General features: G+C 63.7%; 13 protein-coding genes. 7 read left to right on the top strand and 6 right to left on the bottom strand.

From position 1 onward, the window contains the following. Positions 1 to 78 precede the first annotated feature (78 nt). Complete coding sequence (gene pncA / locus AC3CBN_RS01695) at positions 79 to 732, top strand: bifunctional nicotinamidase/pyrazinamidase (RefSeq protein WP_488635100.1); 654 nt, start codon at positions 79 to 81, stop codon at positions 730 to 732. A 5-nt stretch (positions 733 to 737) separates the two neighbouring features. Here pncA and AC3CBN_RS01700 read toward each other — a convergent pair whose 3' ends face one another. The 3 genes from AC3CBN_RS01700 to AC3CBN_RS01710 form a co-directional block, all read right to left on the bottom strand. Next, positions 738 to 926, bottom strand: a complete 189-nt coding sequence (locus tag AC3CBN_RS01700; RefSeq protein WP_488635101.1) for a CPXCG motif-containing cysteine-rich protein — start codon at positions 924 to 926, stop codon at positions 738 to 740. 62 nt (positions 927 to 988) lie between these two features. Continuing rightward, positions 989 to 1408 carry a hypothetical protein gene (locus AC3CBN_RS01705; protein WP_488635102.1) on the bottom strand — a complete coding sequence of 140 codons (420 nt, stop codon included), beginning with the start codon at positions 1406 to 1408 and terminating at the stop codon, positions 989 to 991. A 74-nt stretch (positions 1409 to 1482) separates the two neighbouring features. Continuing rightward, positions 1483 to 1941, bottom strand: a complete 459-nt coding sequence (locus AC3CBN_RS01710; RefSeq protein WP_488635103.1) for a PIN domain-containing protein — start codon at positions 1939 to 1941, stop codon at positions 1483 to 1485. 53 nt (positions 1942 to 1994) lie between these two features. On the opposite strand from AC3CBN_RS01710, the gene AC3CBN_RS01715 reads away from it, so the two are divergent. The 3 genes from AC3CBN_RS01715 to AC3CBN_RS01725 are packed head-to-tail and all read left to right on the top strand — an operon-like array spanning position 1995 to position 3739. Beyond that, complete coding sequence (locus tag AC3CBN_RS01715; protein ID WP_488635104.1) at positions 1995 to 2267, top strand: hypothetical protein; 273 nt, start codon at positions 1995 to 1997, stop codon at positions 2265 to 2267. Further along, on the top strand, positions 2264 to 2770 hold the full coding sequence (locus AC3CBN_RS01720; protein WP_488635105.1) for a M48 metallopeptidase family protein: 507 nt from the start codon (positions 2264 to 2266) through the stop codon (positions 2768 to 2770). The genes AC3CBN_RS01715 and AC3CBN_RS01720 overlap by 4 nt, the downstream gene beginning before the upstream one ends. A gap of 57 nt (positions 2771 to 2827) precedes the next feature. After that, the gene (locus AC3CBN_RS01725) at positions 2828 to 3739 is read left to right on the top strand and encodes an ion channel (RefSeq protein WP_488635106.1); all 912 of its coding nucleotides are present in this window, start codon (positions 2828 to 2830) and stop codon (positions 3737 to 3739) included. A 91-nt stretch (positions 3740 to 3830) separates the two neighbouring features. On the opposite strand, the gene AC3CBN_RS01730 is transcribed toward AC3CBN_RS01725, so the two are convergent. Then, a complete protein-coding gene (locus tag AC3CBN_RS01730) occupies positions 3831 to 4793 on the bottom strand; it encodes a quinone oxidoreductase family protein (RefSeq protein ID WP_488635107.1) in 963 nt (320 codons plus the stop codon). 266 nt (positions 4794 to 5059) lie between these two features. Between AC3CBN_RS01730 and AC3CBN_RS01735 the strand changes: the two genes are divergently transcribed. Then, complete coding sequence (locus tag AC3CBN_RS01735) at positions 5060 to 5932, top strand: sulfotransferase family protein (protein WP_488635108.1); 873 nt, start codon at positions 5060 to 5062, stop codon at positions 5930 to 5932. Positions 5933 to 5967: 35 nt separating this feature from the next. On the opposite strand, the gene AC3CBN_RS01740 is transcribed toward AC3CBN_RS01735, so the two are convergent. Continuing rightward, entirely contained in the window at positions 5968 to 7290 is a 1323-nt protein-coding gene (locus tag AC3CBN_RS01740) for an aspartyl/asparaginyl beta-hydroxylase domain-containing protein (RefSeq protein WP_488635109.1), read from the bottom strand. Positions 7291 to 7449: 159 nt separating this feature from the next. On the opposite strand from AC3CBN_RS01740, the gene AC3CBN_RS01745 reads away from it, so the two are divergent. Then, entirely contained in the window at positions 7450 to 9027 is a 1578-nt protein-coding gene (locus tag AC3CBN_RS01745; protein ID WP_488635110.1) for a tetratricopeptide repeat-containing sulfotransferase family protein, read from the top strand. Then, positions 9024 to 10661, top strand: a complete 1638-nt coding sequence (locus tag AC3CBN_RS01750; protein WP_488635111.1) for a tetratricopeptide repeat-containing sulfotransferase family protein — start codon at positions 9024 to 9026, stop codon at positions 10659 to 10661. The genes AC3CBN_RS01745 and AC3CBN_RS01750 overlap by 4 nt, the downstream gene beginning before the upstream one ends. A gap of 75 nt (positions 10662 to 10736) precedes the next feature. Here AC3CBN_RS01750 and AC3CBN_RS01755 read toward each other — a convergent pair whose 3' ends face one another. Further along, positions 10737 to 12569: a tetratricopeptide repeat-containing sulfotransferase family protein gene (locus AC3CBN_RS01755; RefSeq protein WP_488635112.1), complete on the bottom strand. Its 1833-nt coding sequence runs from the start codon at positions 12567 to 12569 to the stop codon at positions 10737 to 10739. Positions 12570 to 12629: the final 60 nt, after the last annotated feature.

A 12629-nucleotide genomic window follows, 5' to 3' on the forward strand; every position in this document is an offset into this window, starting at 1 on the left:
TCGAACCCGTCACACCGCACTCATGCTCAGGCCTACTAGACTTTTCGGACGTAGCCTCTTACGAGTTCCGACGCGCCCATGAGCCTTTCCATCAGCAATCGCGCCGCCCTGATCCTGGTTGATGTGCAGCCGGACTTCATGCCCGGTGGCACCCTGGCCTGCCACGAAGGCGACACCATCGTTCCCGGCATCGACCATTTGTTGAAGCGACATGTTTTCCAGCACGTGGTAGCCACGCAGGACTGGCATCCCGCCGGGCATATGTCCTTCGCCAGCTCGCACCCAGGGCGCGAATCGTTCGACCGCGTTCCCATGTATGGCCACGCCCAGACGTTGTGGCCGCCACATTGCGTGCAGGACACGCCCGGCGCCGCGCTGCATCCAGACATCGACTGGTCTGGCGTGGACAAGGTGATCCGCAAGGGCGACGACCCGCGCGTGGATTCCTATAGCGGTTTTCGCGAAAACCACGGCCCTGAAGGCAAGCGACCGGCCACCGAACTGCATGACTGGTTGCAGGCGCAAGGCGTGGACGAGGTCTACCTGTGCGGCCTGGCGCGTGACGTCTGCGTGCTGTGGACGGCGCAGGACGCCGTGGATCTCGGCTATCGCACGCACGTGCTGTGGGACCTTACCCGCCCGGTATCGCCCGATACCGATACCGATATCGCCACGCGCTTCCGCTACGAACAGCTGGGCGTGGACGTGATCGACTCTGCGGATGTGCCCTGAGCGAGTCAGCCCTCGTTTTCGGAGGCAACGCCCACACGCAGCTCACCGTCCTCTTCGACATCCACTGCAACCTGGATGGGACGGCAACACACCTGGCAATCCTCGATGTAGCGCTGACTGTCCACCGAGCCGTCCACCAGGATCTCGATGGGCTCGCCGCAATACGGGCAATGGATAAGGACAGGTTCAAGCATGACGATCACCTGGTCATTTCGTCAGATGAAAGCGGTGCCGCATGGAAATTGCTTGCGCCCGCTCAGCGCTTGGCCAGCGACAGCGACGAGCCCCACTTGTTCACTTCCACCAGCACGCTCTCGCCCGGAGCAAGCGTAGTGTCCACGCGAGCGTTGTCGCCGAGCTTGTGGCAAGCACCGGAGTTGGTCAGCGACACCACGTGCGCTCCGCTAGGCAGATAGAACGCGACCTGCTCGCCGGTTTCCAGCTGAGCGGCGAATTTGTCGTCGATCACGATCTGGCTGGAGCAACCGCCGCCGAAGTAGCCGTTGGCACGCACGACCTGCACCGTGGCGTTGCCGCTACCGGGCGTTTGATAAAGGAACACGCGATTGGCCACCGCGTCCCTGATCACCGTGTCGTGATTGCTCGCCGTACCGCAGCCGGCCAGGGCCACCGCACTCGTCACAACCACACTCATGGCCCATTGCATTGCCTTCATCGCCGGACTCCGCTGTGATGATTCACCACAACGAGCATCGCCAATGCGCGATCAATCCCGCGTGAATCCGGCGCTCACGATACGGGCGGTTCCCACGCCGACGGCCACAGGATTTGGAACCAACCCTCGCGCGCGGTGCGTCGGGCCAGGTGCAGCACGGCCTTGTCCTTGCTGAGCAGCCATCGCGCGCCGGAGGCCAGCGCCAGCTCAAGAAATTTCTGGTCGTCCGGATCGGCGCAACGCGGCAGCTTCACATCGCTGCGTGGCGGCAGCTCTGATGGGGGCAGCAGCAACGTCCAGCGGTCAAAGGCCACGCGCGCATCACGGCGCACATCGTCGGCCAGAGCCAGCGCCGGGTAATCGAGGACGCCCAGCCATTCGGTGCGGCATGGCTCGTCCACCACCGCCTGCGCCACGCCAGCCTCCAGTGCTTCAATCAGCCGGGCAGCCGCTGGATCCCGAAACACGAAGAGATCGAGCGCGACATTGGTGTCGAGGACAAGGCGGGGCGTACTGGCTGGCATGGTGCGCATGGTGGCACAGCCAGCCAGCTAACATAGGCAATCCTGCCCTCTGGACCACCACCATGACCGAACGCCTTTTCGACGACTACACGGCCCGTTCCTTGGCGGTCGCCGAGGGTTCGCGCTTCAGCGCCTGCATTGTGGTCACGCCACGCCAGCGCCACGGTTACCCGGTGTATTACGCCATCTGCGAGAACCGCAGCTTTCGCGACGAGGGGCTGGCCGAGGAGGCGGCGGCCAAGGCTCTGGCCGCGATCATTGCGCTCGAAGGCGACGGTACGCCGGTGTTCCCGGAAGGCTATACCGGCTTCGACGACGAACCTCCCACCGCATGACACCCCTGAAGTACCTCGGCGGCTACCCGCCAGCGCTGCTGGACAAGGTGCACCTGCTGATCGAGCGCGACGAACTGGGTGATTATCTGCAGCGCCGCCACCCGGGTCGCCATGAGATTCAGAGCGACAAGGCGCTCTACGCGTACACCAACGCGCTGCGGCAGGAACACCTGCGCAACGCACCTGGCATCGATCGCGTGTGGTACGACAGCAAGCTGGATGTCATCGGGCGCGCGCTGGGCCTGCACACGGCCATCTCGCGCGTGCACGGCGGGCGACTGAAGGCACGAAAGGAGATCCGCATCGCCTCGCTGTTTCGCGACACCGCGCCGGAATTCCTGCAGATGATCGTGGTGCATGAACTGGCTCACCTGAAAGAGTTCGAGCACAACAAGGCGTTCTACCAGCTGTGCGAATACATGCAGCCGGACTACCACCAGCAGGAGCTCGACCTGCGCCTGCACCTGACCTGGCGCGACGTGCTGGCCACCCGTTCCGCGTAGACCCGCGGGCGCCAGATATAGAATGCGCCTGCACTCAACCAGGAACGGTTTCTCGCGATGCATCCATGGCTGCAGCAAGTATTCAACCGTCCCCGCACGATCGACATCGGCGGCCGTCCATTTGTCAGCCAGGGCCTGACGCGGCGCATCTGGGACGACATCTACCACTACGCGCTGACCATCCGCTGGCCGTCGTTCTTCGGTCTTATCGCCACTATCTTCCTGCTGCTCAACACGCTGTTCGCCGGTCTCTACCAGTTGGGCGACCACCCCATCGCCAATCAGTTTCCCGCCAACTTCGGCGGCGCGTTCTTCTTCAGCGTGGAAACGCTGGCGACGGTGGGCTACGGCGACATGCACCCGCAGACGGTGTATGGGCACGTTGTGGCGACAGTGGAGATCTTCTTCGGCATGCTGAGCATCGCGCTGGTTACCGGCCTGGTGTTCGCGCGCTTCTCGCGCCCGCGCGCCAAAATGATTTTTGCCGACCATCCCGTGATCCGGAGCATCCACGGCCAGCCTACGCTGATGATCCGCGCGGCGAACGCTCGCCAGAATGTGATCGCCGAGGCCTCAGCCAAGCTGCATCTGCTGCTGCGGGAATCCTCGCCCGAGGGGTTTCGTCTGCGTCGCATCCACGATCTGAAGCTGCTGCGCGACCGCCATCCGGTGTTCACGCTTAGCTGGACCCTGATGCACGTGATCGACGAAAGCAGTCCGCTCCACAACCTGACACAGGAAGCACTGGCCGCCACCGAGGCAACGCTGATGCTGTCGATCGAGGGCATCGACGAAACCACCTCGCAATCGATGTTGGCGCGGCGGCAATGGAGCTACCGGGAATGGCGCCGGAATCATCGCTATGTCGATCTGGTGTACGACGACGAGCTCGGCGTGAGCCACATCGACTATGGCGTGTTTCACCATGTACTGCCGGTGGATGAGGCCGAGGATTCGGACCGTTTCTGAAACTGCCTGCTGTTGTCGTAGCGCACTCGGTGCACGGAAATCCGGCCAAGCGATGACGCAGGCACCCTGCAGACGTGCATGGCGCGCGCTGCTACAGAGTCAGCAGCACCTTGCCAGTGGCCGCGCGGCTCTCCAGGAAAGCGTGCGCCCTGGCGCCATCGCGTAGTGGGTAGCGTGCCGCAATGCGTGGCTTCAGCGCGCCCTGACGAATCTGCCCGAATAGTGCCGTCGCCCGCTCGCGGCGTACGTCGGCGCCGGTCAGTACGTTCCACAAGTCGCCACCCGTGAGGGTCAGCGAGCGATCCATCAGCAGGCGCGGATCGACCGGTGCAGGATCGCCGGCGGCCATGCCATAAAACACCACCGTACCGCCGATGCGCGCGACCGCCAGGCTGTCGGCCAGCGTGCGCCCCACCGAGTCGTACACGACGCTGGCGCCGTGGCCGCCGGTTAATGCCTTGGTCGCCGATACCCACTCGTCGTAACCCACCGCCACGTCGGCGCCTGCGGCGATGACGGCATCGCGCTTGGGTTCGCTGGAGGCGATACCGAGCACGACCGCACCTAGCTCCTTGAGCATCTGCACCAGCAGCAACCCCACCCCGCCGGCCGCGGCGTGTACCACGGCCACGTCGCCGGGTCGGACGCTGAAACTGTCAGTGACCAGGTACTGAGCCGTCAGCCCCTGCAGCAGCACGGCCGCAGCGGTGTCGAAGTCGATGTCTTCCGGCAGCGGAATCAGCCGATCGCGGTCTACTACAACCAGCTCGGCATTGGCGTGGGGCATGTCGGCAAAACCGACGCGGGTTCCCATCGGGAACATCCCGTCCCCGGCTACCGGGATCTCAACCACACCGGCACCCTCGTAACCCAGGATCCACGGCGCCGAGCCGCTGAGGTGATAGTTGCCGTTCCGGCGGTATACGTCAGCGAAATTCAGGCCCACGCTCTTCATCCGCACCAACACCTGGCCAGGACCCGGCACCGGGTCGGGGCGCTCGGACCAGTGCAGGACATCAGCCGGGCCGAAGTGGTCGAAAATCAGGGCGTGCATGAGACATTCCTGGAAAACGGGGCCTTATCGCTGAAGCATGACAGGTTCGCCCTGGGCCGTCGGTCCGCACCGCCCGCGGACGGGTCTGTCAAATGTGACGAACCCGAAATTCCTTGCTTACGTGAAGCTGTACTTTTTGGTCAACGCCGCGCAAGATCACGCGTTGTTCACGTCCACTGGTCGTGACGTCCGCGGCCATTGTTCCTGGAGACAGCGCGATGCGGCGAACCTTTGTTGTGGGATGCCCACGTTCTGGCACAACCATTGTGCAAGCCCTGCTGGCACGACATCCCGGGATCTACACGTTGCCGGAAACTGCCTTCTTCGAGCAGGTGCATGGCGACCTGGAATGGCGCTGGGGCGATGCCCGCGCCCAGCCCAAACGCCGCCGTTGGCGGCAACGCCTGGGCTTCACGCGGCGCCACATGCGCGAGTCCTTCGCTGCCCTGCACCAGCAGCTCGCGGGGTTCGTTCCCTTCACACTCGCTCCACTGCACATGGCCACGCTGTCCCGGCGTTTCCTGAACCTGCTGGACCGCTCGGCCGTGGCGGCCGGCCGCAGCATGTGGCTGGAAAAGACGCCCAACCACCTGCTCTACATCCCGGAGATCGAGGCGTTGGCACCCGACGCGCATTTCGTCCACGTGGTGCGGCGTGGCGCCGACGTGCTGGCCTCGCTGATCGATGTCTACCTGCGCTTCGAGAACGAAGAAGCCTTCGGTGGCGGCACCGTGCACTGGGCGCGCCGCTGGAACCGCGCGGTGGAAATCCATGGCCAGCATGTCGGCCGCGCCAACCACCATTTCGTGTTTCTGGAAGACCTCGTCCGCCAGCCGGAAGCCGAATGGGCGCGACTGTGCGCTTTTCTGGAGCTGCCGCCGGACGCGCCGCTGGACAGTGCCTGCCAGCAGCCGATCGCCAATCTCGACTACGAGCCGTGGAAGCTTTCGGCCATCCACGGTCAGGTACAGGAAGCCGACCACAAGGTGGACAGCCTGTTCGGTCCCAAGATGCAGCGCTGGCTGCACGCCCACCTGGCTTCGTACGATGACCTGCACGCGCAGTGCCTCGCCGACCGCGCCAGACCAACCGCAAGGCTGCATGTGGTTTACGAGGCGCAGACCGCCAAGGCCGGCTGAGCCGGCGTGGCAACGCCAGTCACTTCTGCGAGAACTCAGCCGGTCGGTACCGGCACTTCACTGGCCTGGTTGAAATCACCGATCGCCTCGACCAGGTCGGTCACGGCGACGCGCTCGACGTCGGTGAGATCAGGATTCCAGCTGTCGAGGATCATCACCACGCGCGTCGTATCGCTGCGGTTCCACGCTTCGTGCTCGAAGGTGTCATCGAACGTCACGCAGCGGCCTTCCTGCCATTCGTAGATCTCGCCACCGACGTTGATGGCGCAATCGGACGGCACGATCAACGGCAGGTGCGTGACCAGGCGCGTGTTGGTGACGCCACGATGCGGAAGGATATGCGTGCCCGGCCGAAGCACCGAGAACAACGTCTCCGGCGCGTGGTCGCGAATGCGCACCAGCGGCATCGAATCGAGCAACCCCGAGGTGCGCGGGCAACGCGCGCAATGCTCATCGAAGCGCTCGCCATGGCGATAGAAGAAGTAGGCATCCCAGGCCGCGGGCTGGCTGCTGGACGATTGCAGGTGGCCCTTCAACTCCTCCGCGGACTGCTCACCCAGGAACGGCAGTAGCGGCTGGTTTTCGGCCAGCACCGCCAGCAGCTCCTCGCGCACGATCTCGGTAGCCGCTTCCAGGTCCGCCTGCCAGGGGAAGCGATTGGTGGAGTAATACGGCTGGCTGGGAACGCCCGGAAAGTAGAGGAATTTCGGCTTCTGCCGCGGATCGGGCAGGTTCGCCGGCTGCTCGCCCAGATAGATCGACAGGCATTGCTCAACCCGCGACAGCTCGGAACGGCCATAGCGCTGACGCAGCGGCTCAAGCACCGCATCGAAGGTCTGGCGCCGACCGGCGTCGATGAATCGGATCGCGTGCTTCACTGCGTCCTGCAGGCCCGGCGCCGTAGTGGCGTCGCTCATCCAGCGCCCCTGCGCCTGCGCTGCGTTGACGGCACCAAAATAGGCCAGCAACGCGCGATGCGTCTCACCGAGCTGCTCCAGCGCGATGGCCAGGCGCAGGCGAGCCACGAACATCTGAGGCGCCAGCGTCAGACAGCGCCGCAAGCTTTGAGTGGCGCCCTGAAGGTCTCCGGCGACCGACTGTGCCGCGCCCAGTTGATGCAGGATATCGGGATTGCCGGACTGGGCCTTCGAGGCCACCTGCAACATCGCCACCGCGCGCAACGCATCGCCGCGAAGCAGGTGACGACTCGCCACAAACTGCAACGCCTCCACGTCGTCGGGCACCTGCTCCAGCAGCCGCGCAAAATGCTGCTCGGCGACCATTGCATCGCCTTGGCGCAGTCCATTCAGCGCCATCTCGCGCAGGGCTACGGCTCCCCCGTGAATCCCACTGTTCATTTTCGACCTACCGCAAATGACACGTTGCCCCTCCCCGGAATGCCTCCGGCTTCACCGTGGCATGTGCGGGCATAATAGACGTGTTTGCACAAGCCGCACGCGTCTTCGGCATCTGTAGGAAGACGCGCGAAGGGAACGACCTCCGGAGCTGGGCCATTGATGAATCCGCGATTGCAGGGGCTGGGGCCGACCGCCACCCAGCAGGTGATGGTAGCCGGCCAGGCGCTCGACGCCGGGCGCGTGGACGAAGCCGATCAGCAACTGGCGCGCGTGCTCTCTGCCTACCCGGATCATCCGGAGGTACTGCGCATGAAGGCGGGCATCCACAGCCTGCGCGGCCAGCATCCGGAAGCCCTTCGCACCATGCAACGCGCGTTGGCGCAGCGCCCACAGGACGCGCTGTATCACAACACGCTGGGATCGCTGCTAGGCACGGCGGGACAATACGAAGCCGCCATCGAAGCCCTGCACAGGACATGCGAACTCCAGCCGGGCTTGCCCATGGCCTGGTACAACCTGGGCATCATGCTGACCAAGTGCGTGCGCAACGAAGAGGCCACTCAGGCCCTGAAACGCGCCATATCGCTCGCGCCCAACCACACCGGCGCCCGCGCATTGCTGGCTGATCTGCTGCGTACGCGCGGCATGGTCGATGAGGCCGCGGCCGAATACCGTAGGTTGATCGCGGAGCGCCCCTGTGAAGGCATGGCCTGGTGGGGGCTCGCCGATCTCAAGAACCAGCGCTTCAGCGATGCCGATCTCGCGCAGATGCGCGCGGCGCTGCAGCGTCCAGACGCCAACGAGCGCGATCGCATCAGCATTGGCTTTGCGATAGCCAAGGCACTGGACGACGCCGGTCGCTATGCCGAATCACTCGACGCGCTGGCGCAGGCCAATGCCATTGGGCAACGCCTGCAGCCATGGAATGCCCAAGCGTTTTCCACCAGCGTCGTCGGCATCCACACCGCCTTCGACCAGGTGCACACAGCGGCACCCGCGTCGCTGGGCCACGAGGTGATCTTCATCGCCAGCCTGCCGCGCTCCGGTTCAACACTGGTGGAGCAGATCCTCGCCTCGCATTCGTCCATCGAAGGTGCCGGTGAACTGGCCGACCTGCCGCTCGTGCTGGGTGAAGAATCACGCCGTCGTGGCAAGCCGTTTCCACTGTGGTCAAGCGAGATGCAACCGGCCGACTGGGAGCGATTGGGCCTGCGTTATCTCGAACGCACCGCGCGCTGGCGGCGCGAGCGACCGTTATTCACCGACAAGCTGCCCAACAACTGGCTCTATATCGACGCCATACGCGCCATGCTGCCAGGCGCGCGCATTGTCTTGTGCCGCCGCGATCCGCTGGAAACCTGTTTTTCGTGCTATCGCCAGCAACTCGACAGCAGCAACGGCTACACGCGTACCTTCGACGACCTTTCCAGCTTCTGGCGCGACTTCGATCTCAGTGCCACGCGCGGCGCAGCGCGTCATCCCTCGCACGTACGCGAACACAGCTACGAAGCGATGCTGGCCGACCCTGAGGCAGGTATCCGCGACCTGCTGGAATTTTGTGGCCTGCCATTCGAGGCGGGCTGCTTGCAGTTCCATGAAAATCGCCGCGAGGTGCGTTCACCCAGCGCCACGCAGGTACGTCAACCGCTTCGGCGTGACACCGCGCGCACCGCACGCTACGGCAGCCTGCTCGACCCGTTGCGCAAGGCGCTCGATCTGCCGCCGTGGCAGGCATGAGTCCATCTTCGCCGGACGCGGATCGCGCCCAACATCTCCTGACTGCCTATGCCCAGCGTCGCGCAAGCGGCGCGTGGTTGCCAGCGAGAGAGACGCTGCTCGATGCGCTGTTGCAGGCGACCCCGGAAGAGTGCCTTGAATGCGGGCGGGCTTTGGTACTTCGTGGTGATCTCGACACCGCGCGCGCTGTCTACGAGGCAGCATCGACACGCCATCCCGACGCGTCTGAGTTGCACCTGGGATTGGCCGGTCTCTACTGGCAGATGCAGCAGCCGGCGCAAGCCGAGTCGCACCTGCGTGAGTGGCTGGATAGTCATCCTGCTGATATCGCCGGCACGTTCTTGTGGGTACGTCTCTTGCGCGAGCAAGGCCGCATGAACGCTGCCGCCGAAGCCATGCTTCGCTTGTTCGATCATGGACCGCACGACGTGGATACCGTGATCCAGGCCGTGGAGCTGCTCGACGACTTCAGTCGCCCCAAAGAGGCCTCACAAATCTGCGAGGCGGCCATCGCTGCCGGATCGCAAGACCCTCGACTGCATGCCTACGCCGGCATGCTCGGCATCCAGCTCGGGCAGTTCGAGCGCGTACGCGAGCATTATGAGATTGCGCTGGCGCAGGAGCCGCTGGCGATCGAGTGGAATATTCCCATTGGCTTGTCTGGCCTTCAGCGTTACCGCGATCCGAATCACGCTGATTTCGCACTGTTCCGCGACGTACTGCAGCGCGCTGGATTGAGCGACAACGCATATACGCAGACGCTGTTTGCCCTCGGTAAAGCGCATGATGACCTGGGCGATCACGCACAGGCCGCCATGTATTGGCGTCAGGCCAATGACCGCGCCCACGCCCACAGCACGTGGTCGCGCAAACTCTGGCAACGCTCGATCGAGGCTCGCCTAACTGCGAAACCGCATTCCGTGAAGCTGTCGCCTGCCGCCGACTGGACGCCGGTTTTCATCGTTGGCGTACCGCGCTCGGGCACGACCTTGCTTGCGGAATTACTCACCCGAAACGCGAATGTACGCAATCGCGGTGAGCTCGGATGGCTGCAGTCGATAGCGCAGCGCCTGTCATTGACGCCGGCGCATGAACAGGCAGCTTTCGAAGATGCCGCTGCGCTTTACGCGGCGCAGCTAAGACAGGACGACGCGGACGCCATATGGTTCATCGACAAGCAACCGCTGAACCTGTTGCATATCGACCTGATCATGACGTTGTGGCCGCATGCACGCATCATTCACTGCCAGCGCGACGCGCGAGACACCGCGCTCTCCCTGTGGTCGCAGTCGTTCCACGACCGCGCGCACGATTATGCATACGACTTCCACGACATTGCCGCCGTCATCCAGGGCTGCCGACGGTTGATGACGCATTTCAGCGCACGCTACCCGTCATCGATCTGCACCGTGCATTACGAAGAATTGGTGACCACGCCCGATGAATGCATCGCGGCGTTATCCGCGTGGCTGGGACTGTCGGCGCCTGCAGTTTCCGAACCGTTGCCCACGAGCGACGGCATCAGTACCGCAAGCGCCTGGCAGGCACGCCAGCCCGTCTACACCCGTTCCGCTGGCCGCTGGCGCGACCACGCGCCCTACCTGCCCGAGCTATTGAAGATCCCCCAGCGCTGACCGCGGCAATCGCGCGAGCACACGGCCGATATGGCCGGTGCCAGGCGCGGGTTACCGGAAAGCAATCGGGAACCTTCAGCCTTCGATGTCGGTGGAATATCCCCAGTGCTGCAGCATCGGCTGCAGGATGGGCAGCAGCGGCTCGAACTCGTCGCGATAGTTCTGCCAACGCCCCAGGCCCTTGCGATTCACTGGCTCGATCACCTGTGAGTAACTGGGCGTGGCGATAAAGGTCTTGTTGCGTGCGTGCTGGTCGAATTGCAGCATCGGCGTCGCGTCTTCCAGTTCCAGGAACTGCGCGATGCTTGTCACCTGCTGCGGAAAATCGCCCACCAAATCCTCATAGCGCGACACCATGACGGCGGGCTGCAGAATGCTCACTTCTTCCAGCCAGCAATGCATCGTCTCGACATACGCACGCGAAAGCCGCTCGAGCGTGCTGCAGGCCGCCGCCAGGCCAGCGGACTGGAAGCTCTGCATGTAGCAGCTCAGAACCACATCGCATGGATGACGCACGGCGAGGATGATTTTTGCCTCGGGAAACAGCCGATGGATCATCGGCAGCCATTGCATGTTCAATGGATTCTTGTCGACCAGCCGTGCATCGCCATTGCGCTGGATGCGCTCGCTCACCATCGCGTGATAGCGCTTGCGCAGTTCATCGCAATCGTACTGCTGCAGAACACTGAGATCTTCCAGGATGCGGCGGTCGTGGTTTCCCAGGATGCCGGCAAGCCGATTGAAGAAAGGATTCTCATCCATCGACTGCAGGCCGGGATGCGCATCCAGCATCTGCTCCAGCAAGGTCGTGCCCGAGCGCGGGAACCCCACCACGAACACCGGTGAGTCGTGCATGGTGGGCGCAGTCAATCGTGGCCAGCGGGCATACTGTTCCGCCGACACACGTGGCGCGTCCACCGGCATGGCCGGAGCGTCAGGCGTGAAATATTCAGGCGAGTCGAAGCGACGCTCGCTGGCTTCCAGTCGGTGAGCCACGCGCAAGGTATCCATGGCCGCCCTGGCCTCGCCCAGCTTGTCGTACACGCTTGCCAGCTGGAAATAATGGCTATAGCTGCTCTCGGACGCCGGACCAATCCGCTCCAGCAATTCCTTCGCTGCCAGCAGATCCTTTCTGCGCAGGGCCAAGGTAGCCAGGATGTGGCTGGCTTCGTTGCGCTGGACGTCCGACGTTTCCGGGCCTGCGCGAAGCACCGGCGACAGCACGGCTTCGGCATCATCCAGGCGATTGAGACGCTCGTAGAGACTGGCCAGGAGAAGTCTCACGTCATGGTGGCCCGGCCAGCGGGCGAGTAGATCCTCCAGCAATTCGGTAGCACCGGGGATGTCCTGCTTCAGGGTCAGGACCTGGGCCAACTCCAACTGCTGCTGGTCGCTGTCAAATGGCATCCAATGACGCCAGTAGCGGAGCAGTTCCGCCGCGCCTTCGACGTCCTGGCAATGACAGCAGGCACGCGCGGCATCGATCCGCGCCTGCACCGAGTTCGGTTGCAGCGTCACGACGTCCAGCAATACATCGCGGGCCGCCAGATAGTCACGGAGCTGGATCAGCCATAGCCCAAGCTGGGTCTTGGCCAGCGTGTTGTGCGGATCCAGTTCGACGGCCTTCGAATAAGCAGCCACGGCCTCCTGGTGAGCACCAAGCTCAGCCAGGATCGTCGCGTAGTTGTTCCAGTTCACGCTGCTATCCGGCCGCAACTGGGTCAGCTCGGCGTAGACCGGTGCGGCTTCCTGCAGGCGTTGCTGGAGATGCAGGCTCATGGCCAGCATCAGCAGGAGATTCTCGTCGCGAGGAGACTCGACCAATGCGGCGCGGCTGAGCTGCTCGGCACGAAGGTGTTGGCCGGCGTTGATCGCTTCGGCTATTTGCGAAATGTCGTAGGAGGCCATGGCATCACAAAAAAAGGGCCGCGTGAAAATCACGCGGCCCTCAAGGTTAACGCTTATATC

Source organism: Dyella sp. OK584 (genome assembly GCF_057787755.1).

Bases quoted from the DNA above. Each gene is read 5' to 3' on its own strand.
- AC3CBN_RS01730 (WP_488635107.1), bottom strand. From the start codon at position 4,793: ATGCACGCCCTGATTTTCGACCACTTCGGCCCGGCTGATGTCCTGCAC.
- AC3CBN_RS01745 (WP_488635110.1), top strand. From the start codon at position 7,450: ATGAATCCGCGATTGCAGGGGCTGGGGCCGACCGCCACCCAGCAGGTG.
- AC3CBN_RS01720 (WP_488635105.1), top strand. From the start codon at position 2,264: ATGACACCCCTGAAGTACCTCGGCGGCTACCCGCCAGCGCTGCTGGAC.
- AC3CBN_RS01750 (WP_488635111.1), top strand. From the start codon at position 9,024: ATGAGTCCATCTTCGCCGGACGCGGATCGCGCCCAACATCTCCTGACT.
- AC3CBN_RS01710 (WP_488635103.1), bottom strand. From the start codon at position 1,941: ATGCGCACCATGCCAGCCAGTACGCCCCGCCTTGTCCTCGACACCAAT.
- AC3CBN_RS01700 (WP_488635101.1), bottom strand. From the start codon at position 926: ATGCTTGAACCTGTCCTTATCCATTGCCCGTATTGCGGCGAGCCCATC.
- AC3CBN_RS01725 (WP_488635106.1), top strand. From the start codon at position 2,828: ATGCATCCATGGCTGCAGCAAGTATTCAACCGTCCCCGCACGATCGAC.
- AC3CBN_RS01715 (WP_488635104.1), top strand. From the start codon at position 1,995: ATGACCGAACGCCTTTTCGACGACTACACGGCCCGTTCCTTGGCGGTC.
- AC3CBN_RS01740 (WP_488635109.1), bottom strand. From the start codon at position 7,290: ATGAACAGTGGGATTCACGGGGGAGCCGTAGCCCTGCGCGAGATGGCG.
- pncA (WP_488635100.1), top strand. From the start codon at position 79: ATGAGCCTTTCCATCAGCAATCGCGCCGCCCTGATCCTGGTTGATGTG.
- AC3CBN_RS01705 (WP_488635102.1), bottom strand. From the start codon at position 1,408: ATGAAGGCAATGCAATGGGCCATGAGTGTGGTTGTGACGAGTGCGGTG.
- AC3CBN_RS01755 (WP_488635112.1), bottom strand. From the start codon at position 12,569: ATGGCCTCCTACGACATTTCGCAAATAGCCGAAGCGATCAACGCCGGC.